The organism is Providencia sp. PROV197 (assembly GCF_028479625.1).
GTDB lineage: Bacteria > Pseudomonadota > Gammaproteobacteria > Enterobacterales > Enterobacteriaceae > Providencia > Providencia vermicola.
In genome coordinates this window covers 53,389-75,778 of sequence record NZ_JAMPNZ010000011.1, presented here as the reverse complement: position 1 = coordinate 75,778, position 22,390 = coordinate 53,389, and the positions used below count along the sequence as shown (strand labels likewise).

Here is a 22,390-nt window from a genome sequence, read left to right as displayed (position 1 = left end):
AAGAGTATTTAGATGACACGGGAAAACTGCCGCTGCCTCATCTGCCCCCGCAAATACACATCAAAACACATGCAAACATTGCGGATCAGCAAGCGCCCTTGCGGTGTCACCTTAATACCTGTTTCGGTTATTTCCACCAGCCCATCTTCTGCCATTGGCTTTAGCAATTCCAAATCTTCTTTAAAATAAGATTTAAAATCAATCGGGTACAGAGCTTCTATTTGTGCAAAATCTAGTTGGAAGTTACAAATTAACGTTTTAATCACATCACGGCGCAAGCAATCATCATCAGTTAGGACTAAACCTCGCCACAGGGCATGTCCCTGCTCTTCAACTTGTGCATAATAAGTTTTTAAGTCTTTCTGATTCTGCGCGTAGTTATCCCCTAACATACTGATCGCCGAAACGCCTAACCCTAAGAGATCGCAATCACCTTGGGTAGTATAGCCTTGGAAGTTACGGTGCAATATCCCCTCACGCTGCGCTACAGCAAGTTCATCTTCAGGGCGGGCAAAGTGATCCATCCCAATAAACTGATAGCCGCCTTTGGTTAACGTCGCAATCGTGTCTTGTAGAATATCGAGTTTTTGTTCTGCACTTGGTAAATCCGCATCCTTAATTTTGCGCTGCGCGGCAAATAAATTTGGCAAGTGAGCATAATTAAACACGCTTAAACGGTCGGGTGATAACTCAGCGACTTTTTTCAGTGTAAAAGCAAAGCTTTCTGGCGTCTGTTTTGGTAAACCATAAATTAGGTCAATACTGGTTGATGTAAAGCCTGTCTCTTTAGCGCGTTTAATCAAGGCAAAGATGAAGTCTTCGTCTTGTTCTCGATTTACCAACACCTGAACTTCTTTATTGAAGTCTTGTACCCCCATGCTTAGGCGATTAAATCCTTCATGGCGTAGGTGATCAATCATATCAAGCTCAATTTCACGCGGGTCAACTTCAATGGACATTTCCACATCATCTGCAAAATGAAAATGTTTTTTCAATAAACCGACCAAATGACTAACTTGGGCTTTATCAAGATAAGTTGGTGTACCTCCGCCCCAATGCATTTGTGTGACAGTGCGGTTTTTTAGTAAAGATGCACGTTGAATAATTTCTTTTTCAATAACTTTTAAATATTCATCCGCCTTATGCTTTTGGCGTGTCACTAATTTATTGCAACCACAGAAGTAACACAGCTTATGGCAAAAAGGAATATGGACATAGAGCGATAACGGACGGTCTGGAAAACGCGTTGTCGCACTAATAAACGCTTTTTCATCATAGTCTTGATTAAATTCCAAAGCGGTGGGATACGACGTATAACGTGGCCCTGAATAATTGTATTTTTGAATGAGAGAAAGATCCCAAACAATATTTTGCTCTGACATAACATTCCTCAATTGACCAAAAGCTCAAACCATGACAACGGGTTGCACCTTATTTAATTTGTTATTCGGTGGTATAAAAATTTTATAGCATACATAACGTTATAGATTCTGAATATTTCAAGTTGCAGCTAGGCGGCAAGTGAATGAGTCGCTAGGAGTATACATAAGTATGAGACTCGTGCGAATGAACGTAGCCAACAACGCTGCAGCTTTAAATATGACGAGTATTATAAAGATGTTAGAAAAAAGAGACTTGATGCAACATCAAAGAAAAGTGTGTTTGTAGAAAAAACAGACGCATCCCCCGCTAGCGCGAGGGATGATTAAACGAAGTTATTTGCTTTTTAAGATGCGCATGATGTCATCGAGTTTATCTTCGTCTTCTTCCTCTTCTTCTTCGTCAGCATATTCAATGCCTAAAATACTCATTAGTTCATCAATACGGTCTAAACAAGTATTGATGTATTTTTGCTCTTCAGCGTTAACCGTTTCGCCATCTTCTAGGCGCGCAAGTAAGCTATCTAAGCGATCATCGCTTTCTAACAGTTCTAACTCTTTTTCAGGCGTCAGTTTTTCTTTAACGACTGGCTGTTTTTTCTCAACAACAGGTTTGGTAATGTGTTTTTCATCCACAATTAAAGGGACTGGTTTTTTGCTGCCTAAACGCGGGTCAGCAGAGGCGTTTTGCCCACCATTTTGCTTGTTGGATGCTTGTTCTTCATAACGGCTGCCAGCTTTATGACCACGATGTTTTTTCTCGCGTTTACGTTCACGGCCTTCCGCGTTCAATTCTTCTTTGGTTTTACGGTATTTTTTCTTTGGCTTAGCTGTCGGTTTTTTTGGTGCATTCATGGTCTGATACCTTGATAAAGTCAGTTTCTGCTGCGAAATCTAGCAGGATCCCATAAAGGGGGAAAGCACTAGTTTGCAATTTCAGCGGATTTTTTATTCCACCCTGCCTTCGCAATAGTACTTTATTGATTATACCTTAAATAATTTGTGTTGCATGTAGAGGGATTCGAATAGAAGAAAGAGAAATGATGAGCTCATTAAATAATGTTAAAAAATTTGTGCCACTAAACAAATTAGACTGAATAATATTCTAAACAATTCAAGTTGTGGCTAGGCGTCAATCGAGGTTATCTCGGGGAGCATACATAAGTATGTGACCCGAGTAACCGAGAGAAGACAACAACACCACAGCTTGAAGTATGACGAGTATTAGGCGTCGACTAAAACCATTTTAAGCAGAAACATAACCGCGACTAAAATCACACACAGACCCAAGTCACGCCAGCGCCCTGTCCCAATTTTCATCGCACAGTATGCGATAAACCCTAGCGCGATCCCTTCTGTGATCGAGAAGCTAAACGGCATCATAACTGCGGTAATAAACGCAGGTACTGATTCAGTTAAGTCATCCCATTTCACGCGAGTCAGACTTGAAGTCATCAACACACCCACGTAAATCAATGCACCTGCAGTTGCATAAGCAGGAACCATACCCGCAAGTGGAGAGATAAACATGGTTAATAGGAATAAGATACCCACAACAACTGCCGTTAACCCCGTACGCCCACCAACTGATACCCCTGAAGAACTTTCAATATACGCGGTGACTGATGAGGTTCCCATCGCCGAACCCGCTACAGAGCTTAAGCTATCAACATATAGGGCTTGCTTCATACGAGGGAAAGTCCCACGTTCATTGGTGATCCCCGCTTTGTCAGTCACACCAATCATGGTGCCCGATGAGTCAAACAAGTTGACTAACATGAAAGCAAAAATCACGCCAGATAACGCTAAATCTAATGAGCCAGCGAAGTCCACTTGCCCAACGACGCTGGTAACACTTGGCGGAATAGAGAAAATGCCCGTGTATTTTACATCGCCCAGCGCCAGACCAATTAAGGTGGTCACCGCAATCGACACTAACACCGCCGCATGAATATTACGCGCCGCTAAGATGGCGATAATAAAGAAGCCCAACGCCCCTAACCATACGTTATGATGTGTTAAGTTACCGATAGATACCAAAGTGTCTGGGTTTGCCACGATAATACCCGAGTTTTTCAGCCCCATCATCGCAATAAACAGACCGATACCGCTGGTGATCCCCACACGTAGACTCAAGGGAATATTGGCAATAATCCAATAACGAATACGGAATAATGTCAGGATAAACAAGCCAACTGCGCCCCAGAAAACAGCACCCATTGCGACTTGCCATGAATATCCCATCGCGCCAACTACCACAAACGCAAAAAAGGCATTCAGCCCCATCGCTGGTGCGACCGCAATCGGTAAATTAGCCAATAAGCCCATCAAAATACTGCCTATAGCGGCAATCAAGCAGGTGGTAACAAACACGGCTTTAATATCCATGCCTGCAATTGATAAAATTTGTGGGTTAACAAAGACGATATACACCATCGTCAGGAAGGTCGTGAAGCCAGCAACAACCTCAGTTCTTGCGGTTGTGCCGTGTTCTTGTAATTTAAAAACACGCTGAAACAAGCTCTGCGATTGTGCCGAGCTAGAAGATTGATTACTCATTAGATATCGCGCCCAAAAAAAGTTTTTTTCGCCCTATACTACAATTAAAAATCGAAAAAGAAAACGATTGCGTAAAAATCAACAGGCAAAATGTCCTAACTAACTGATACAACGCGATGAATCAAGAAAAAGAATAAAAATAGAATTTGGAGAATGGCGGTATAAAAACCGCCATTAAAATTTAGGATAGCGCCAGTAATTTTTGTCTACGCCAAAACAATAAACTGCGTTTTACCACAGACTTGTGCGGGCCGTTTTGTGCACTGAGTTTTTTCGCCACCACATTGGCAACAATTTCTACCGTAAAACACATCACAAAATAGATAAATGCCACAAATAAGAAAACTTCCAACGGGTAAACCATTTCGCGGTTATTCACTTGAGTTGCTAAGAAAGATAGCTCAGCCACACCAACGACATAGGCTAATGAGGTATCTTTAATCAGCGCCACCCATTGGTTGATAAATGACGGCACCATCATTCGTAATGCTTGAGGTAAAACGATATTCCACAATACCTGCCAACGGTTAAAACCAAGGGACAACCCTGCCTGCCATTGCCCTGCACCTATCGCTAAGATCCCTGCTTTCACAGCATGTGCTAAATAAGCAGAAGTGATTAAGGCGAGTGCACAAACCACCGTGGTAATCCCAGGAATTTCCGTACCTAACAAAATGGGCAACAAGAAGTAAGTCCAAAATATTAACATGATGACTGGAATTGCACGGAAAAAGCCTAAAACTGCCGCGAATAAATTAACCCAAAAACCACGTAACATTGCCAAAGCAATACCACCTAGTGTCCCTAAGACAATCGATGCCGCCCCTGCTAGCAGGCTAATCACGAGTGTCAACGCTGCCCCTTCTAACGGGCCATCAGGGAAAGTACCAAACAGTAAATATTGCCAATTTTGCTCGATCACTGAAAAGTCCATATTATACCCCCTGAGCCAAGTTTCGTTGCAAGCGCCATTGTCCCCAACCTTCCATCAGGGCAATAATGGCGATATACAACACGGTGGCCACACCAAATGCGGTGAAGGTTTGTAACGTTTGGCTATCGACTTGACGAGACACATAAGAGAGCTCCGCGACGCCAATTGCCATGGTTAATGAGGAATTTTTCACGACATTCATATATTGCCCCAACAACGGCGGCATTGCGATTTTGACTGCTTGAGGCAAGACCACTAATTTCATTGCTTGCCATGAAGTGAGCCCCAGTGCGAACGCGGCATATTTTTGCCCTTGGCGTACCCCACGGATCCCTGCACGAATTTCTTCCGCAATAAAAGGGACGGTATATAACGTTAACCCAATAAAACCTGCTAAAAACTCAAAGGACGGCCAACCCACGGTAAGCCCAAATATGTTGATTTCATGGGGAGTATTTAGCCATTCCATTGCGGCTGAAGGCAGTATTTCCCCCGAGGCAAAATACCAAAAAAATAACTGCACCAACAAAGGCGTGTTTCTAAAAATAGAAATATAGATACTGACTGCCCAACGCAAAAGAGCAATCTGGCTATCCTTTGCTGATGCAACTAAAAACCCTAAAAAGGTGGCGGCAATAATGGTGCAAATCGAAATCCAGACTGTTAAAACAAAGCCATAACCGAACCATTCAAGGTACTGAGGCGCTAGAAGATGTGCAGACCAAAAATCACCACTGACAAATTTCTCAAACATAGTTCACGACCTATTTCTTTCACACCCTGTGACGAAAAACCTCACCCCGTATAACCAAGAACCCCGCACACAGTGCAGGGTTTCAAATCACTCAGTACTTGCTATTGTCGATTACGACTGTGGTTGTTGCTCACTCAATGGGGCAAATTTGAAGTCACCGCGTGGTTGTGCCGCTTTCGTGTCTGGACCAAACCAACGGTTATAAATGACTTCAGCTTTACCGTCTTTTTCCAATTTCAGCAGCGTTTCATTCACGTTTTCCACTAAGCGCGTTTCGCCTTTGCTAGCTGCCAGAGCTTGATACTCTTTGGTTAAGCTAAAGGGGGAAATTTCAAAGTCCGCTTTGACTTTCTCAGGTAAGTTACCTAGTAATCCCACTAGTTTTGCATCATCCTGCGTGATAGCTTGCACGTTACCATTACGCAGCGCTGCGAATGCTTGCGGAGTATCATCATAAGAAATCACTTTAGTGTCAGGGAAACGTTCACGCAGCGTCACTTCCTGCACAGTTCCTTTATCTGCACCAATACGCAGTGGTTTGATATCATCAGGGGTTTTTAATACACCTTTACGGGCAATAAATTTTTGGCCCGTGGCGAAATCAGGGATTGAGAAATCAACCTGTTTTGCACGCTCATCGGTAATCGTAAAGTTCGCACCAATCAAGTCTACTTTACCCGATGTCAGCAGTGGAATGCGGTTTGCAGGGTTCGTTGGACGCAGTTCAAGTTTTACACCTAAACCATCTGCAATTTCTTGTGCGATATCAACGTCATAACCTGCTAATTTTTTTGTTTGTGGGTCAATAAAACCAAACGGTGGGTTGCTATCAAATACGGAAATACGGATCACACCCGCTTGTTTAATATCATCTAATTTATCTGCGCTAGCGACATTCGCTGTCAGCGCCAAACCTGTAAGTAAAACAGTCGTCAGAATACGAGCTTTCATTGAATACCCCTAGTGGTAAATTTATGTAAATCGACCATCACAAGCTATCAACTATCTCTTAGCACCTGAAATAATATTAAATAATATATTTATAACCAAATGGAATATAAAGAAGTACAAAAAAGGGGCAAACTTTGTAACAAAGGCCCCCGAATATGGCTTACACCATCAATAGACTCTTATTGAGCAAGAAGAAAGTCTGTATAAAAACGTTTTAGTGTATTCATCGAAATAGATAGGCTATCGAATGCATTAACCTCATGCCTGCAATCGCCCATAACCAGCATCAATGCTCTAAATAGTTCGTGCTGTAGCAAGGCGGCAAACACAGTTCCCCCTAAAGTATGTGACCCGAGTAGCTGAATACAGCCAACACCGCCACTGCACAAAACATAGCTAGTACTTAATTTTCTAAATCATTCGTGTTGTGGCTAGGCGGCAAAATGAGGATAGCTTGGGGAGCATACATAAGTATGTGACCCAAGTAGCCGAATGAAGCCAACACCGCCACAGCACGAAGGGTGACGAAAATTAGGAGCATACACAAGTATGTGACCCGGGTAGCCGAGTACAGCCAACACCGCCACTACACAAAACATATCGAGTATTTAATTTTCTAAATCATTCGCGTTGTGGCTAGGCGGCAAGCGAGGATATCTCGGGGAGCATACACAAGTATGTGACCCGAGTAGCCGAGTACAGCCAACACCGCCACAGCACGAAGGATGACGAAAATTTATTTGGTGAGCATTTTTTCTAAATTATCACCACCTACATGCCGGAAATCTTGCCCCTTCACATAGTAGAAAATAAACTCACAGATATTTTGGCAGCGGTCACCGATACGCTCGATTGAGCGTGCGCAGAACAACGCCGTCAATACGCTTGGAATTGTTCTCGGGTCTTCCATCATATAGGTCATAAGCTGACGGACAATGCCTTCGTACTCTTGGTCAACTTTTTCATCTTCGCGGTAAATACGAATCGCCTCTTCGAGATCCATTCGCGCAAACGCATCTAGCACATCATGCAACATTTGCACTGTGTGGCGGCCTAGCGATTCTAAACTCACGAGAAGCGGCTGATGTTGCTGCGAAAATTTCTCCAATGCGGTTTGGCAGATTTTATCGGCAACGTCGCCGATTCTTTCCAACTCCGCAATCGTTTTTGAAATTGACATAATCAGTCGCAAGTCACTCGCCGTTGGCTGGCGCTTGGCAATAATTTTGACGCATTCTTCATCAATGGCCACTTCCATCATATTGACTTTGTGGTCATTTTCGATAACTTCGCGCGCTAGGGCTTCATCCTGGTTATGCATTGCCGTAATGGCTTTGGTGAGCTGTTCTTCGACCAGCCCTCCCATTGTCATTAATTCAGTATGGATATGTTCCAGTTCCGCATTGAACTGCCCAGATATATGTTTATTGTGATTCAGCGTATCCATCGTCGGCTCCATATCAACCGTAGCGGCCAGTAATATAATCTTCAGTTTGTTTCATTTCTGGGGTGGTGAACATCTTATCGGTATGATTAAACTCAATCAGTTCACCTAAATACATAAATGCTGTGTAATCAGAACAACGTGCCGCTTGTTGCATGTTGTGGGTAACAATCACGACCGTATACTCTGATTTTAACTCACTGATTAACTCTTCAATACGCCCTGTGGAAATAGGGTCCAATGCTGAACAAGGCTCATCCAGCAATAACACTTCTGGGCGAATTGCAATACCTCGCGCAATACACAGACGTTGTTGCTGACCACCCGACAAGCTGTAACCACTTTGGTGCAATTTGTCTTTGGTTTCATTCCACAGCGCTGCTTTGGTAAGTGCCCACTGCACGCGCTCATCCATTTCCACGCGAGATAGCTTTTCAAATAAACGCACACCAAATGCAATGTTGTCATAGATGGACATTGGGAATGGCGTTGGTTTCTGGAACACCATCCCCACTTTTGCACGTAATAATGCGATATCTTGTTTGTCCGTCAGGATATTTTGACCATCCAGTAAAATTTCACCTTCAGCGCGTTGTTCACCGTACAGTTCATACATTTTATTAAACGTACGCAATAACGTCGATTTACCACAACCTGATGGGCCGATAAACGCTGTTACTTTATTTTTTTCAATGTCTAAAGAGATATTTTTCAGTGCGTGAAACTTGCCATAAAAGAAGTTGAGGTCACGGACTTTAATTTTACTGTTTGCAATTTCATTTGCATTAATCATGGTTACTTTCTCTCTAAATCTTTATTTATCTGGGCGCTTAGTGTTTTTTCTGTGCAAACACAACGCGGGCAATGATGTTAATCAGCAGGACACACAGGGTAATTAACAGCACCCCAGCCCATGCGAGCTCTTGCCATTCGGAGAATGGGCTCATTGCGAATTTGAAAATCGTTACAGGTAAGTTAGCAATGGGTTCGCTCATATCTGTACTCCAGAACTGGTTCGACAGTGAAGTAAACAGGAGCGGTGCGGTTTCTCCCGCAATACGCGCAATTGCCAGTAAGATCCCTGTAATAATCCCAGATACAGATGCCTTTAATGTAATGGATAAAATCATTTTCCATTTCGGCGTTCCAAGAGCATAAGCCGCTTCACGCAAGCTATCTGGTACCAGTTTCAGCATGTTTTCAGTGGTACGAATAACAATAGGGATTTGCAGCAATGCCAGCGCAATCACCCCTGCCCATCCAGAGAAGTGCTGCATTTGCGCAACCACGATGGTATACACAAACAGACCAACAACAATAGATGGTGCTGATAACAGAATGTCATTAATAAAGCGGGTCACAGATGCTAGCCATGATTTACGACCGTATTCTGCCAAGTAAATCCCCGCTAAAATCCCTAAAGGTGTTCCAATCACGGTAGCCCACAGGATTAATAAACCACTTCCGACGATCGCATTCGCTAAACCACCACCTTCTGTATTTGGTGGTGGCGTCATCTCGGTAAACAGGTTAAGGGACATACCGTCAATCCCTTTGGTCACTGTCGAAAATAAAATCCACACTAACCAGAACAGCCCGAATGCCATGGTCAACATTGAGACAAGCAGTGCCATTCTGTTAACTTGGCGGCGCCATGCTTGACGGCGTGCGCGTTCTTTCTCATTGACGATAAAAGGTTGATATTCTGACATATTAACGCCCCTCATTCTTCGCAAGACGCATTACCATCAACTTGGAAATCGCCAACACAATAAACGTGATAACAAACAGGATAAGCCCAAGTTCCATCAGCGCTGAGGTATGTAAGCCACTTTCTGCTTCCGCAAATTCATTCGCTAGTGCGGAAGTAATACTGTTTCCTGGCATGAAGAGGGATGCACTATCGAGCTGGTAGGTATTACCAATCACGAAGGTTACCGCCATGGTTTCACCCAATGCACGGCCTAACCCTAACATCACCCCGCCTATTACCCCGTTACGGGTATACGGCAATACGATGTTCCAAATCACTTCCCAAGTGGTACAGCCAATCCCGTAGGCTGACTCTTTCATCATCACAGGGGTTTGTTCAAACACATCACGCATAACAGACGCAATGTATGGAATAATCATAATCGCGAGGATAATCCCCGCCGCTAAAATACCTATCCCGAATGCAGGGCCTGAAAATAATTCACCGACAATTGGAATACTCGACATCACGTTGCCAACTGGCTCTTGGAAATATTCTGCAAATAGTGGTGCGAAAACGAATAAGCCCCACATCCCGTAAACGATACTGGGAATGGCGGCAAGCAATTCAATAGCAATCCCTAATGGACGTTTTAGCCAGTTTGGCGCAAGCTCCGTTAAGAACAACGCGATACCGAAACTGACGGGGACGGCGATAATCAGGGCGATTAACGAGGTTACAATGGTGCCATAGATTGGCACAAGGGCACCGAACTGTTCTGCAGGCGCATCCCACTCTTTGGTCCATAAAAACGAAAACCCAAACTTCTGCATACTTGGCCAAGACGCAAAAATAAGGGAAATAATGATGCCACCTAGCATTAACAAAGTGATTAGCGCGGCAATCTTTACCAGTGCACCAAAAATTACATCACCTGATTTGCTGGGAGCTCTAAATGCCGTTGTTTTTTCGGCCATGCGCTTTGTTCTCTTTCCATTCCTACTTGTACTGTAGGATTGTGTTACAACAATGAGCGGGTAAGCCCTGTTCCTCAGTACTTACCCGCCATTTCCAACCCGAGGTGCATTAGAACAATGCTTTACCTTGGCTATCTTTAATTTCTGTTTTCCATGCTGCACGAACAGCTGTTACAACCTCTTGAGGTAAAACGGCGTAATCCAGCGCTTCTGCTTGTTTACCGCCTTTATCGTACGCCCAGTTGTAGAAGTCGAGAACGGCTTTGCCTTTTTCAGCATTGGCTTGTTCTTTGTGTACTAAGATGAACGTTGTTGACGTGATTGGCCATGCGTTTGCACCATCACGATTAGTCAGGTCTTGAGCAAACGACTTCGACCAGTCAACTTTTTTCGCTGCTGCGCTGAAACTTTCGCCTGTTGGTGATACCGCTTCGCCATCCGCAGAAACTAACTTAGTATACGCAAGATTATTTTGTTTTGCGTAAGCATATTCCACATAGCCGATAGAGCCTGGCAGACGTTGTACGAATGCGGCAACACCATCGTTACCTTTACCGCCTACGCTGTTTTTCGGCCAGTTAACGGTTGAGCCCGCACCAATTTCATCTTTCCAATTCGCACTTACTTTTGCTAAGTAGCTGGTGAAAACAAATGTAGTACCTGAACCATCAGAACGTCTAACCACCGCAATAGCTTGGTCTGGTAAGCTCACTTTCGGATTTAATTTTGCAATAGCTGGGTCATTCCATTTGGTGATTTTACCTAAATAGATATCACCTAATGTGTTGCCATCTAAAGTCAGTTGACCTGATTCGATGCCTTTTACGTTAACCGCCAACACCACACCACCAATAACGGTAGGGAATTGGAACAAACCATCTTCTTTTAGTTTTTCATCAGTCAATGGCGCATCAGACGCACCGAAATCAACTGTTTTTGCATTAATCTGTTTTACACCACCAGAAGAGCCAATCCCCTGATAGTTCACTTTATTACCTGTTTCTTTCTGATAAGAGTCTGCCCACTTCGCATAAACAGGAGCAGGGAAGGTCGCGCCAGCTCCGGTCAGGCTGGTAGCAGCAAAAGAAGACATTGCAGTCAGAGACAAAGTTGCTGCCATTACGCTTGCTAAGGTGGTACGCGTCATTTTCATAATCCCTCCGGGGATGTATAGAAACAATCAAGTATAAAATTGTTGGGTGTATGTCACGGTAGGAAAAATAGGACAATTTAGTTACGACAACATGTCGTTTTTATGACAGTTTTATGACAATTGACTGTATTCACACCTAGCTTAGGAAAAAAACAAAAAGGAATATGTTTAATTTCAAATAAAATCAATAAGTCAGAAAAAAAACATCCATAATAACGAAATGATGTATTGTCATAAAAAAGTCTTAAATTATTTTATCTATAAAAAAATAAACCCGCATTCGCGAGTTTATCGAAAGAAAAAACAAAATAACATTACGATAGCTTAATCCCTGTTTTACGTAGCATTGGATTAGCGACTCTAGCAATCAGCTCAGCTTTCATACTTTCTTTTTTTGCTTCTAGATCTTTTTTCGACTGTCTTTCATGTTCAATATATTTGTTAATAGCAGGAGAACAAGTTGATTCTAAAGAAGGTTTTTTAGGACTAATATCGTCTTCCATTTTCGCTTTTGCCTGTAATTTCCTAAATAGTGAACTTTCTTCAAGACTAGCAGCAGAAAAAACTCCTACTTTTTGATTCTTTTTAATAACTGAATTTTTCAATTTTAGCACTGCAGCTTCACTTTCAGTCAGTTCCTTTGCGGCATATTCTGGCTTATTGCATTCCTTTCCCGCATCCTTAAACCTTTGCAAGGTTGCCATTTCTTCAAATAAACCTGAGGCGACTTTATCTGTCAACTGTCGATTTAATACCGTATGGTTTGCCTCTGTCCTAACTGACACTTCATGTTTAGGTAATTCAGTTGTTGGTAATCGTTGTACTGGAAGAGTATCAGGCATTGGTGGTGGTGGTACTGGCTGAGATATCGACATTGGTAAAGCGGTGGATAGCTTTGGTTCAGCTTGTTTTTCTGATGGTTGTACAGCAACTTTTGTAATCGAGTTGCCAACTACCGGTTCCTTCAGTGTTATTTTCTTTTCCTTTTGTAAAACATTTGTAATATTCGTATTCATTACATTTTTCATCTGCCCCGAAACACTCCCTTTATTTTTATTAAACAAAAAATTTGAGCATGTTTTTAAGCTTTTGGATAAACTATGAATGATTTTAGTTGCACTAATATGAACTGACATAATATTTACCATAATGATTTTATTTGCACTGATTATCCAAGCAAGGTACCTATTGCGTCTTTTATATAACGATTCTAGCATTGATAAATGAACAGATAAGAAGGAAATTTATTAAGCGGGTGGTATTAAGAATCCAGCACCGAGCAGCTGGACGCAACCGTGCAGATATGAAAATTCAGGGAAAGGCCCAAAACAATTTGAGCCCAATTAATGGCATTATTTTAGAAAGATAGATCTAAATAGTGCAAGTTGTAGGCATATCAGTCTTCTTTCTCTTTAAGAGGAAGTAAAGCCCGTATTGCAAACCCGCCGCGCTCACTTTTGTGTATCTCAATGCTCCCTTCATGGGCGTCCACTATACGGCGTATAATCGCTAGTCCCAAGCCTGTCCCTGTATTACTTCGTGCTTTTTCGCCTTGCACGAACGGTTGGAATAAGCGGTGGATATCTTCGTCTTTGATACCCGCGCCGTCATCTTCCACTTGGAACCAGACAAAATCTTCGTTTTTTCCACTGCTGACTTTGATCCAGCCATTTCCATAGCGGTACGCATTTACAATCATATTAGTGATTGCACGTTTGATGGCCAACGGGTTACCGTTCACAATCATGGATCCAGGTTCTAACGCCGTTTCGATTTCGCCAACCACACTGCTTTCTGAATTGACTGCTTCCATCAGAATCGCGTTGAGATCGCAGAATTCCATATCCATCTCTTGACCTGTTTTCAGGTAAGACATGAATTGACCAATAATCGCATCACACTCTTCAATATCTTTGTTGATAGACTCTGCCAGATAGCTGTCTTCTGGGCTCATCATTTCTGTCGCTAAGCGGATACGAGTTAATGGTGTTCTTAAGTCATGGCTAACCCCTGCCATCAAGACAGTTCGGTCATTTTCAAGGGTTTTAATCCCAGCAGCCATGTGGTTAAAAGACCGAATTGCTGCCCTAACTTCCGTTGCCCCCTTTTCTTGCATCGGGGGCAATACAAAGCCCTTTCCGACCTCCCCTGCATGGTACTCCAATTCAAGTAATGGCTTGTTTTGGTAGCGAATATACAGCCATACCCCTGCAAAGATCGTGAGGAAAATGGTTAAGGTATACCTGAAAACAAGGGAAAACTGGTTTTGACCAATTTCAGTCAGAGGTACTCGCACCCAAATATCTGGGGCGAGATAAGACGTTAACCACAAAATCGGATACTCACGGCCAAGCTCAAGATGAACATTTGCCTTACCGCCTAAGTATTGCGACATGTGTTCGCTCAGAAAATCATACTCTTTAGCCCAATTCAGCCCTTCCTCCATGGCAGCAGAATGGGCATAGAACGTAATACCTAATTCATTGTAGATTTTCTTACGCAAAGCGGGGGAAACCCGCACTGAGGTCCCATCTTGTAGAACCATTTTCTCGGTCATCAATGTTCTAACTTCGTACGCAAGGACTTTATTGAATTGTTGTAAGCTAGGCATCACAACAAAATTCAATACCACCATATAGCTGGTCACTAAGCTCGCGAACAGCAGCGCAACAAATAAAAACAACGAACGAGAAAATGTACTACGTCGTGAGAACCTCAGTCGCTTCATGCTTTACTTCCATCCGGAACAAACACATAGCCCAAGCCCCAAACCGTTTGAATATAGCGTGGGTGCGCTGGGTCTTCTTCAACCATGCGGCGCAGACGCGAAATTTGAACGTCAATTGAACGTTCCATCGCACTGTACTCGCGGCCTCTTGCTAGGCTCATGAGCTTGTCACGAGATAGCGGCTCCCTTGGATAAGAAACCAACACTTTTAATACCGCAAACTCGCCACTGGTCAGTGGCATATTTTCATCACCTTGGAACATTTCACGCGTTCCAAGATTTAGCTTAAATTTACCAAAGGTAATGACTGCGTCATCCTGAGATGGCGCACCTGGCAATTCATTTGCTTGGCGGCGTAATACGGCGCGAATACGAGCCAGCAGCTCACGTGGGTTGAACGGTTTAGGAATATAGTCATCCGCCCCGATTTCTAAACCAACAATACGGTCAACTTCTTCACCCTTTGCCGTAACCATAATGATCGGGATTGGGTTATTTTGGCTACGTAAACGACGGCAGATTGATAGGCCATCTTCACCTGGAAGCATTAAATCTAACACGATCAGATGAATAGATTCCCTCGTCAGGATCCTGTCCATTTGTTCGGCGTTTGCAGCACTCCTGACCTGAAAGCCTTGTTCAGTGAGGTAACGCTCCAGCAGTGCACGTAAACGCATATCATCATCGACGACAAGAACTTTATAACTTTCCTGCATTTTGTAGCCCTCAAGATGTGCATCTTTCAAATTATTGTTCTAAAAGTAAACAAAAACACGTTTAATGTTCACTAATTTACCATTAACCATAGATTTAATGAATCATTTTACACTTCAGGCGGTTAGTGGTTTATAGCTTATTTCTAAAACAAAATAGGTGACATCCCCACCAGGCGTGTTCACCGTAATTTCATCATCAACCTGCTTACCAATCAGAGCGCGTGCAACAGGAGAGTCAATTGAAATCCATTGTTTTGCAGGATTAAACTCATCCGCGCCAACTATGCGGAATATTCTGATATTTTCATTATCATCTTCAAGTTTAACCCATGCCCCAAAAAAGACACGGCCTTCTTGGCGAGGATCTGGCTCGATAATCCTGAGTTGATCCAATCTTTTAGATAAAAAACGAATGCGTCGGTCTATCTCACGCAGCCTTTTTTTACCATAAATATATTCAGCGTTTTCTGAGCGATCGCCTTGTGCCGCAGCCTCTGAGACCGATTGGGTCACTCTAGGCCGTTCCTCTTTCCACAGATACTTAAGCTCTTTGTCGAGCGTATCCCAACCTTCACGCGTTATTAATAGACTTTTCGCCATAACCTTAGAATATTAGTCAATAAGTACAAAAATGATAATATTTTATAGAACATAATCTGAGACTTTCCTACCAATAGACCGAAATTCAGTCTGGAAATTCTCGCTACCACCAAGTATAACAGTGCAGTAAATTTTTTAACTGTTCTTTCAGTAGGTATTTAAACACGACATGAATGAAACTCTAAGCCAAATTATTGCAGCAGAACTGCAAGCCCAACCGAAACAGGTTTTTTCTGCCATCACATTGTTGGATGAAGGCAATACTGTCCCGTTTATCGCGCGTTACCGTAAAGAGGTTACCGGAGGGTTGGACGATACTCAGCTTCGCCAGCTAGAAAGCCGCTTAGGGTACTTACGCGAACTCAACGATCGTAAGCAAACCATTCTCAAGTCGATTGAAGAACAAGGGAAGTTATCCCCTGAACTCGCCGCTGCTATCAACAGCACGCTCAATAAAACCGAACTTGAAGACCTTTACTTACCCTACAAACCAAAACGTCGCACTCGTGGGCAAATCGCCATTGAAGCAGGACTTGAGCCATTAGCGGATACGCTGTGGACAGATCCAAGCCAATCCCCTGAAGCCCTTGCTCAAACTTATATCGACGCAGATAAAGGTGTGGCGGATGTGAAAGCAGCTTTAGATGGTGCTCGTTACATCCTGATGGAGCGTTTCGCCGAAGATGCAACTTTATTGGCGAAAGTTCGTGACTATATTTGGAAAAATGCGCACCTCGTTTCCGTCGTTGCAGAAGGCAAACAAGCAGAAGGCGTCAAATTTAGCGATTACTTCGAACACCAAGAACCCGTTTCCCAAGTGCCTTCACACCGCGCACTGGCAATGTTCCGAGGTCGCAACGAAGGCATTTTACAGCTTTCGTTAAATTGTGACCCTCAATTCGATGAGCCACCCAAAGAAAGTTATTGCGAAGAGATTATTACTCGCCACTTAGATGTGCGTTTGAATAACGCCCCTGCCGACCAATGGCGTAAAGCGGTCATTAGCTGGACATGGCGTGTCAAAGTGCTTCTGCACTTAGAAACAGAGGTGATGAGCGCTTTACGTGAAAAAGCCGAAGAAGAAGCGATTAATGTTTTTGCCCGTAACCTCAGCGACTTACTGATGGCTGCGCCCGCAGGTATGCGTGCAACGATGGGCCTCGATCCTGGTCTACGTACTGGGGTGAAAGTTGCGGTTGTGGATGCGACAGGAAAACTGATCGCGACCGATACTATCTACCCGCACACTGGGCAAGCAGCGAAAGCAGCAACCATTGTGGCGGCATTGTGCCAGAAACATAACGTTGAATTAGTGGCGATTGGTAACGGTACCGCGTCTCGCGAAACTGAACGTTTCTTTGCGGAGGTGCAAAAACAATACCCTGAAGTCACTGCGCAAAAAGTGATTGTCAGTGAAGCGGGTGCATCAGTGTACTCCGCCTCTGAGCTAGCCGCGCTAGAATTCCCAACCTTGGATGTGTCTTTGCGTGGTGCCGTATCGATTGCTCGCCGTCTACAAGACCCGCTGGCTGAACTGGTTAAAATCGACCCGAAATCTATTGGCGTGGGTCAATATCAACATGATGTTAGCCAAACCCAACTCGCCCGTAAACTGGATGCCGTTGTCGAAGACTGCGTAAACTCCGTAGGTGTAGACTTAAATACCGCGTCAGTCGCTTTGCTTACCCGTGTTGCAGGCTTGAGCAAAATGATCGCGCAGAACGTGGTTGATTGGCGCGATGAAAATGGCCAATTCAATGACCGAAAACAGTTGTTGAAAGTAGCTCGCCTTGGGCCTAAAGCCTTTGAACAATGTGCAGGGTTCCTGCGTATCACCAATGGTGAGAACCCGCTGGATGCGTCAACAGTTCACCCTGAAGCTTACCCTATTGTTGAAAAAATTCTGCAAACCGTCCGCCAGCCATTGAAAGACATTATGGGTAATTCACAAGTGCTCAACACACTGAGTCCGCGTGATTTCACCACAGAACAATTTGGTGTACCCACCGTTACAGATATCATCAAAGAGTTAGAAAAACCAGGTCGTGACCCACGCCCTGAATTTAAAACCGCTACCTTTGCAGAAGGTGTGGAAACAATGAATGACCTCGTTTCTGGCATGATTTTAGAAGGTGCGGTGACCAACGTGACCAACTTTGGTGCGTTTGTGGATATCGGCGTACACCAAGACGGCTTAGTGCATATCTCTTCACTCTCCAATAGTTACGTCGAAGACCCACACAAAGTGGTGAAAGCGGGCGATATTGTGAAAGTGAAAGTGTTAGATGTGGATATTGCCCGCAAGCGTATTGCCCTCACCATGCGTTTGGACGAACAAGCAGGGGATTCTCACAGCGCACCTCGCAAAGCGGCACCAGCACAAGATAAAAACGCACGTAAAGCCCCTGCACCTCGTGGCAACTCACGCCAAAACGTGAATTCATCAGGTAACAGTGCTATGAGCGATGCGCTTGCCGCTGCGTTTGGCAAAAAAAAGTAGTCTGATTAAGCTAAATACCCCAATAAATTCATTGGGGTATTTAGTATTTTCTAGAAATATCTTCACTGCTAAATTAATAAACAAATCCAATATATTGTTCAAAAATCAACCCAGCCAATTCTTTTCGCCTTATTCCATCGCTATCTAAAAAACACCGCTAACTCCATGCTTCGTTGATCCACATCAAGTCAAATTGACGAAAAAAGAGGCTAAATATAACAAAAGGTGGATGATTATGATTCTCATTGTTAATTAGATTTATTTTTGTTTTACTCTGCGTTTTGCTTGTGGACACAAACTTTTCTAACAATAATTATCCGTATCATTATGAATTGAATCGTTAGGAAGATAATAGGAAGACACTATGGCTATACTTCCTCAATGCAGTTACAAAATTCTGGGCTTCTCCCCCGAAATAAGCCCTGCATACCGACAAAAATTATTGTCTCTCGGTTTATTACCGGGCTCCGTTTTTAAAGTGGTGCGTTTAGCGCCTTTTGGCGATCCTGTACAAATCGAAACTCACCGCGTCAGCTTAGTGCTACGCAAAAAGGACCTCGCCCTACTAAACCTTGATGAAGCGCCTACCGCTTAAGTCTTCTTTTTTGATTATTGGCAAACACTATGAAACGATTGACTATCGGCTTAATTGGTAACCCCAATGCAGGTAAAACAACCCTTTTTAACCAGCTAACAGGGTCAAGACAGCGCGTCGGTAACTGGGCTGGCGTCACCGTTGAGCGCAAGGTTGGCCGCTTTCACACGGATGACCACAAAATTGAGCTTGTCGACCTCCCTGGCACCTACTCGCTCACGACCATCTCGGAACAAACTTCCCTCGACGAACAAATCGCCTGCTACTTTATTTTAAGTGGCGAAGCTGACATGTTGATTAACGTCGTCGATGCGTCGAACCTAGAACGTAATCTCTATCTCACATTACAACTCGTTGAGTTAGGCGTCCCCTGTATTGTCGCCTTGAATATGTTGGACATCGCCCAAAGCCAACATATTGATATCGATATTGCTAAACTGGAAAAACAGCTGGGCTGCCCTGTGATCCCAATGGTTTCAACCCGTGCAACAGGTATCGATAAACTGAAAAAAACCATTGATACTCATCCAAAAAATAACCAAAAAGCCCTTGTTGAATATCCACCACAGCTATTACAAGCTGTTGATTCATTGTCTGAACAAATTTCAGCTCAACAATTTAGCCACCAACAACGCCGCTGGTTAGCCCTGCAAATTCTAGAAGGGGATATTTATAGTCGCCAACGTGCTGAAATTTCAGAAACGCAATTACAAGCCACTCGTCAGCAACTCACTGAAACATTAAATGAAGAACCTGAACTTCTGATTGCTGATGCGCGTTATCAATCTATTGCGACCATTTGCCAAGCGGCGATCAACAATAGTGCCGCTGAACCTAACCGACTGACGCAATCACTGGATAAATTTATCCTCAACCGTTGGCTAGGCGTCCCCATTTTCTTGTTTGTGATGTACCTGATGTTCGTCCTTGCCATCAATATTGGTGGGGCACTTCAGCCGTTCTTTGAAGGGGCCTCTGAGGCAATATTTATCCATGGTATTCAGTGGGTTGGTGCCTACTTTAGTTTCCCTGATTGGCTCACTATCTTCTTGGCTCAAGGTGTTGGTGGCGGTATTAATACCGTTCTGCCATTGGTACCGCAAATCGGGATGATGTACCTGTTCCTTTCCATCCTTGAAGACTCAGGCTATATGGCACGAGCCGCTTTCGTGATGGACAGATTGATGCAGGCGCTGGGCCTACCGGGCAAATCGTTTGTTCCATTAATCGTCGGCTTTGGTTGCAACGTCCCATCGATTATGGGCGCTCGTACCCTTGATGCCCCACGTGAAAGGCTGATTACCGTTCTGATGGCGCCGTTTATGTCTTGCGGCGCAAGGCTGGCAATCTTCGCGGTATTTGCCGCAGCTTTCTTTGGTAAAAATGGCGCGAGTGTCGTGTTCTCCCTGTATATTTTAGGGATTGTGGTCGCTATCCTCACGGGGCTTTTACTCAAACATACCCTCATGCGTGGTGAAGCATCGCCATTCGTGATGGAACTACCCGTGTATCACGTGCCGCACGTCAAAACGTTGTTAATTCAAACGTGGCAGCGCTTAAAAGGCTTCGTGGTGCGTGCAGGTAAAGTCATTGTTGTGGCGAGTATCTTTATCGGCGCACTCAATAGTTTCTCGTTCTCAGGTAAACCTGTTGATAACATTAATGACTCAGCTCTAGCTTCAGTCAGTAAAGTGATCACCCCTGCATTGCAGCCAATCGGTGTTCACGCCGACAACTGGCAAGCAACCGTGGGCTTGATTACGGGAGCGATGGCAAAAGAAGTGGTTGTTGGGACGTTGAATACCCTCTACACCGCCGAAGCGATTACCTCGGAACCGTTCGATGCAGAGTCCTTCAACTTATGGAATGAGCTGGAAGATGCAGTATCTGAAACATGGGATAGCTTAAAAGAAACCTTTACCCTAAGCGCGTTATCGAACCCAATCGAAGCTAGCAAAGGGGATGGCGAAATGGAATCAGGCTCAATGGGCACTATGGCCGCGAAATTTGGCTCAGGTATCGCCGCCTATAGCTACCTGATTTTTGTCTTACTGTATGTGCCTTGTGTGTCGGTCATGGGGGCAATTGCTCGCGAAACGAACAAAAGCTGGATGAGTTTCTCCATCTTCTGGGGACTGAATGTGGCCTATAGCCTGTCAGCACTGTTTTACCAAACCGCAACTTTCAGTGAGCACCCACAAAGTAGCTTAATGACTATTGTGGCTGTTGTGGTGTTTAATATTGCCCTGTTCATGTTCCTACGTCGCATGCGTAGCCGCGTGACGTTGAATATTAAAAGCAAAACCGCACAGCAGTGCTCTGGCTGCTCTAGCAATACCTGCCACTAAGGACTAAACGATGATCAGCTTGCTACAAGTGAGAGATTTGATTGCTTTATACGGGCAAGCTGACATCGCGTTACTTAGCGAGCAACTCAACACCCCAACGCCAATGATAAAAGCGATGGTGGAAAAGTTGGAAAGCTTAGGAAAAATTGAGCAGGTGGATATAAGCGCCTGCTTAACGGGCTCCAGCTGCAAAGGCTGCCCAGAAAGCACCGACTGCGCCCATTTTGTTTATAAGATGAAATAAGCCACAACCTCAGCGGCTTACTCGCTTTACTCTTCCAATCGGCTTTGAAAATCCAGTAAATATTCACAAAACTCATCGGGGTGCGAAATAAACGGTGCATGGGCACTATTGCGCATAATCACGGATGGAGAGTTTGGATAAAGCGCATCCAACATAGGCACTATTTTTCGCGGCACTAAACCATCAAGGTAACCATAAATCCGTAAGAACGGCACAGGTAAACTCTTCAATTCTTCACGTAAATCTTCTGTTCGCAATGATTCAAGCCCCGCATTTAACGTTTCCACCGTTGGAATAGGTTGTTCAAGCACCACTGATTTTAAAGTGCGCGCATCGGTGCGGGCGCTTTCGGTACCTAAAGTTTGCAACGCTAAAAAGCGCTCAACGGTTCGATGAAAATCCGCGGCAAGCTGTTGTTCAAAGCCCAATAATACTTCAGGCCGAATACCCGCCCAATCCTCATTGGCTCTAAAGCAAGGGGAGGATGCAACGGTAATCAGCCCTTGAACTTCATGAGGGTGATCCAGTGCAATTCGACTGGCAACTAGTCCACCCAGCGACCACCCTAACCAAATGGCGTTTTTCGGGGCGTGTTCCCACAAAATATCTGCCATGGATTGAATGTTCATTGGTGCAAAATCTTGGCTCCGCCCATAACCTGGCAAGTCAACGAGATGAACACGAAAATGCGGCGCGATTCGCACAATAATTGTTTGCCAAACTTGCGCATTCAACCCCCACCCGTGCAGCAACACAAGATCTTGTTTTCCTTCGCCGACGGTCTGCCAATATAGCTTTGCCATGGTTACACTCTC

General features: G+C 44.1%; 21 protein-coding genes. 4 read left to right on the top strand and 17 right to left on the bottom strand.

The window, feature by feature from the left end; all coding sequences use genetic code 11:
• Nucleotides 1-8: 8 nt before the first annotated feature.
• From hemN to greB, 16 genes are all read right to left on the bottom strand, one after another.
• Nucleotides 9-1,382: an oxygen-independent coproporphyrinogen III oxidase gene (gene hemN / locus PR808_RS05855; protein WP_206084958.1), complete on the bottom strand. Its 1,374-nt coding sequence runs from the start codon at nucleotides 1,380-1,382 to the stop codon at nucleotides 9-11.
• 333 nt (nucleotides 1,383-1,715) lie between these two features.
• A complete protein-coding gene (gene yihI, locus PR808_RS05850; protein WP_272538917.1) occupies nucleotides 1,716-2,234 on the bottom strand; it encodes a Der GTPase-activating protein YihI in 519 nt (172 codons plus the stop codon).
• 369 nt (nucleotides 2,235-2,603) lie between these two features.
• The gene (locus tag PR808_RS05845; protein WP_206084961.1) at nucleotides 2,604-3,938 is read right to left on the bottom strand and encodes an NCS2 family permease; all 1,335 of its coding nucleotides are present in this window, start codon (nucleotides 3,936-3,938) and stop codon (nucleotides 2,604-2,606) included.
• Nucleotides 3,939-4,119: 181 nt separating this feature from the next.
• Nucleotides 4,120-4,872: an amino acid ABC transporter permease gene (locus tag PR808_RS05840; RefSeq protein ID WP_206084963.1), complete on the bottom strand. Its 753-nt coding sequence runs from the start codon at nucleotides 4,870-4,872 to the stop codon at nucleotides 4,120-4,122.
• A 1-nt stretch (nucleotide 4,873) separates the two neighbouring features.
• A complete protein-coding gene (locus tag PR808_RS05835) occupies nucleotides 4,874-5,626 on the bottom strand; it encodes an amino acid ABC transporter permease (RefSeq protein ID WP_206084964.1) in 753 nt (250 codons plus the stop codon).
• 111 nt (nucleotides 5,627-5,737) lie between these two features.
• Entirely contained in the window at nucleotides 5,738-6,577 is an 840-nt protein-coding gene (locus PR808_RS05830) for an ABC transporter substrate-binding protein (protein WP_206084966.1), read from the bottom strand.
• A 179-nt stretch (nucleotides 6,578-6,756) separates the two neighbouring features.
• Nucleotides 6,757-6,906, bottom strand: coding sequence for a hypothetical protein (locus PR808_RS05825; protein WP_272538916.1), 150 nt, complete (start codon nucleotides 6,904-6,906; stop codon nucleotides 6,757-6,759).
• Between the two features lie 407 nt (nucleotides 6,907-7,313).
• Nucleotides 7,314-8,024: a phosphate signaling complex protein PhoU gene (phoU, locus tag PR808_RS05820; protein WP_206084968.1), complete on the bottom strand. Its 711-nt coding sequence runs from the start codon at nucleotides 8,022-8,024 to the stop codon at nucleotides 7,314-7,316.
• 13 nt (nucleotides 8,025-8,037) lie between these two features.
• Entirely contained in the window at nucleotides 8,038-8,814 is a 777-nt protein-coding gene (gene pstB / locus PR808_RS05815) for a phosphate ABC transporter ATP-binding protein PstB (protein ID WP_206084970.1), read from the bottom strand.
• A gap of 37 nt (nucleotides 8,815-8,851) precedes the next feature.
• A complete protein-coding gene (pstA, locus tag PR808_RS05810) occupies nucleotides 8,852-9,733 on the bottom strand; it encodes a phosphate ABC transporter permease PstA (protein WP_206084971.1) in 882 nt (293 codons plus the stop codon).
• A gap of 1 nt (nucleotide 9,734) precedes the next feature.
• On the bottom strand, nucleotides 9,735-10,691 hold the full coding sequence (gene pstC / locus PR808_RS05805) for a phosphate ABC transporter permease PstC (RefSeq protein ID WP_206084973.1): 957 nt from the start codon (nucleotides 10,689-10,691) through the stop codon (nucleotides 9,735-9,737).
• A 109-nt stretch (nucleotides 10,692-10,800) separates the two neighbouring features.
• The gene (gene pstS / locus PR808_RS05800; RefSeq protein ID WP_206084975.1) at nucleotides 10,801-11,844 is read right to left on the bottom strand and encodes a phosphate ABC transporter substrate-binding protein PstS; all 1,044 of its coding nucleotides are present in this window, start codon (nucleotides 11,842-11,844) and stop codon (nucleotides 10,801-10,803) included.
• A gap of 314 nt (nucleotides 11,845-12,158) precedes the next feature.
• Complete coding sequence (locus tag PR808_RS05795) at nucleotides 12,159-12,980, bottom strand: hypothetical protein (RefSeq protein ID WP_272538915.1); 822 nt, start codon at nucleotides 12,978-12,980, stop codon at nucleotides 12,159-12,161.
• Between the two features lie 260 nt (nucleotides 12,981-13,240).
• Nucleotides 13,241-14,572: a two-component system sensor histidine kinase EnvZ gene (gene envZ, locus PR808_RS05790; protein ID WP_206084984.1), complete on the bottom strand. Its 1,332-nt coding sequence runs from the start codon at nucleotides 14,570-14,572 to the stop codon at nucleotides 13,241-13,243.
• Nucleotides 14,569-15,288, bottom strand: coding sequence for an osmolarity response regulator transcription factor OmpR (gene ompR, locus PR808_RS05785; protein WP_042847751.1), 720 nt, complete (start codon nucleotides 15,286-15,288; stop codon nucleotides 14,569-14,571). The genes envZ and ompR overlap by 4 nt, the downstream gene beginning before the upstream one ends.
• Nucleotides 15,289-15,402: 114 nt before the next feature.
• Entirely contained in the window at nucleotides 15,403-15,888 is a 486-nt protein-coding gene (gene greB / locus PR808_RS05780) for a transcription elongation factor GreB (RefSeq protein ID WP_206084992.1), read from the bottom strand.
• Nucleotides 15,889-16,057: 169 nt separating this feature from the next.
• On the opposite strand from greB, the gene PR808_RS05775 reads away from it, so the two are divergent.
• From PR808_RS05775 to PR808_RS05760, 4 genes are all read left to right on the top strand, one after another.
• The gene (locus tag PR808_RS05775; protein ID WP_206084994.1) at nucleotides 16,058-18,388 is read left to right on the top strand and encodes a Tex family protein; all 2,331 of its coding nucleotides are present in this window, start codon (nucleotides 16,058-16,060) and stop codon (nucleotides 18,386-18,388) included.
• A 364-nt stretch (nucleotides 18,389-18,752) separates the two neighbouring features.
• Entirely contained in the window at nucleotides 18,753-18,983 is a 231-nt protein-coding gene (gene feoA / locus PR808_RS05770; RefSeq protein ID WP_047756225.1) for a ferrous iron transporter A, read from the top strand.
• Nucleotides 18,984-19,012: 29 nt separating this feature from the next.
• The gene (feoB, locus tag PR808_RS05765; RefSeq protein ID WP_206085001.1) at nucleotides 19,013-21,331 is read left to right on the top strand and encodes a Fe(2+) transporter permease subunit FeoB; all 2,319 of its coding nucleotides are present in this window, start codon (nucleotides 19,013-19,015) and stop codon (nucleotides 21,329-21,331) included.
• A gap of 10 nt (nucleotides 21,332-21,341) precedes the next feature.
• Nucleotides 21,342-21,575, top strand: a complete 234-nt coding sequence (locus tag PR808_RS05760) for a FeoC-like transcriptional regulator (RefSeq protein WP_206085003.1) — start codon at nucleotides 21,342-21,344, stop codon at nucleotides 21,573-21,575.
• A gap of 26 nt (nucleotides 21,576-21,601) precedes the next feature.
• Here PR808_RS05760 and bioH read toward each other — a convergent pair whose 3' ends face one another.
• Nucleotides 21,602-22,378: a pimeloyl-ACP methyl ester esterase BioH gene (gene bioH, locus PR808_RS05755; RefSeq protein WP_206085009.1), complete on the bottom strand. Its 777-nt coding sequence runs from the start codon at nucleotides 22,376-22,378 to the stop codon at nucleotides 21,602-21,604.
• Between the last annotated feature and the right edge of the window lie 12 nt (nucleotides 22,379-22,390).

Excerpts from the sequence above, each read along its gene's own strand:
- hemN (WP_206084958.1), bottom strand. The coding sequence starts at position 1,382 with ATGTCAGAGCAAAATATTGTTTGGGATCTTTCTCTCATTCAAAAATAC.
- yihI (WP_272538917.1), bottom strand. The coding sequence starts at position 2,234 with ATGAATGCACCAAAAAAACCGACAGCTAAGCCAAAGAAAAAATACCGT.
- PR808_RS05845 (WP_206084961.1), bottom strand. The coding sequence starts at position 3,938 with ATGAGTAATCAATCTTCTAGCTCGGCACAATCGCAGAGCTTGTTTCAG.
- PR808_RS05840 (WP_206084963.1), bottom strand. The coding sequence starts at position 4,872 with ATGGACTTTTCAGTGATCGAGCAAAATTGGCAATATTTACTGTTTGGT.
- PR808_RS05835 (WP_206084964.1), bottom strand. The coding sequence starts at position 5,626 with ATGTTTGAGAAATTTGTCAGTGGTGATTTTTGGTCTGCACATCTTCTA.
- PR808_RS05830 (WP_206084966.1), bottom strand. The coding sequence starts at position 6,577 with ATGAAAGCTCGTATTCTGACGACTGTTTTACTTACAGGTTTGGCGCTG.
- phoU (WP_206084968.1), bottom strand. The coding sequence starts at position 8,024 with ATGGATACGCTGAATCACAATAAACATATATCTGGGCAGTTCAATGCG.
- pstB (WP_206084970.1), bottom strand. The coding sequence starts at position 8,814 with ATGATTAATGCAAATGAAATTGCAAACAGTAAAATTAAAGTCCGTGAC.
- pstA (WP_206084971.1), bottom strand. The coding sequence starts at position 9,733 with ATGTCAGAATATCAACCTTTTATCGTCAATGAGAAAGAACGCGCACGC.
- pstC (WP_206084973.1), bottom strand. The coding sequence starts at position 10,691 with ATGGCCGAAAAAACAACGGCATTTAGAGCTCCCAGCAAATCAGGTGAT.
- pstS (WP_206084975.1), bottom strand. The coding sequence starts at position 11,844 with ATGAAAATGACGCGTACCACCTTAGCAAGCGTAATGGCAGCAACTTTG.
- PR808_RS05795 (WP_272538915.1), bottom strand. The coding sequence starts at position 12,980 with ATGTCAGTTCATATTAGTGCAACTAAAATCATTCATAGTTTATCCAAA.
- envZ (WP_206084984.1), bottom strand. The coding sequence starts at position 14,572 with ATGAAGCGACTGAGGTTCTCACGACGTAGTACATTTTCTCGTTCGTTG.
- ompR (WP_042847751.1), bottom strand. The coding sequence starts at position 15,288 with ATGCAGGAAAGTTATAAAGTTCTTGTCGTCGATGATGATATGCGTTTA.
- greB (WP_206084992.1), bottom strand. The coding sequence starts at position 15,888 with ATGGCGAAAAGTCTATTAATAACGCGTGAAGGTTGGGATACGCTCGAC.
- PR808_RS05775 (WP_206084994.1), top strand. The coding sequence starts at position 16,058 with ATGAATGAAACTCTAAGCCAAATTATTGCAGCAGAACTGCAAGCCCAA.
- feoA (WP_047756225.1), top strand. The coding sequence starts at position 18,753 with ATGGCTATACTTCCTCAATGCAGTTACAAAATTCTGGGCTTCTCCCCC.
- feoB (WP_206085001.1), top strand. The coding sequence starts at position 19,013 with ATGAAACGATTGACTATCGGCTTAATTGGTAACCCCAATGCAGGTAAA.
- PR808_RS05760 (WP_206085003.1), top strand. The coding sequence starts at position 21,342 with ATGATCAGCTTGCTACAAGTGAGAGATTTGATTGCTTTATACGGGCAA.
- bioH (WP_206085009.1), bottom strand. The coding sequence starts at position 22,378 with ATGGCAAAGCTATATTGGCAGACCGTCGGCGAAGGAAAACAAGATCTT.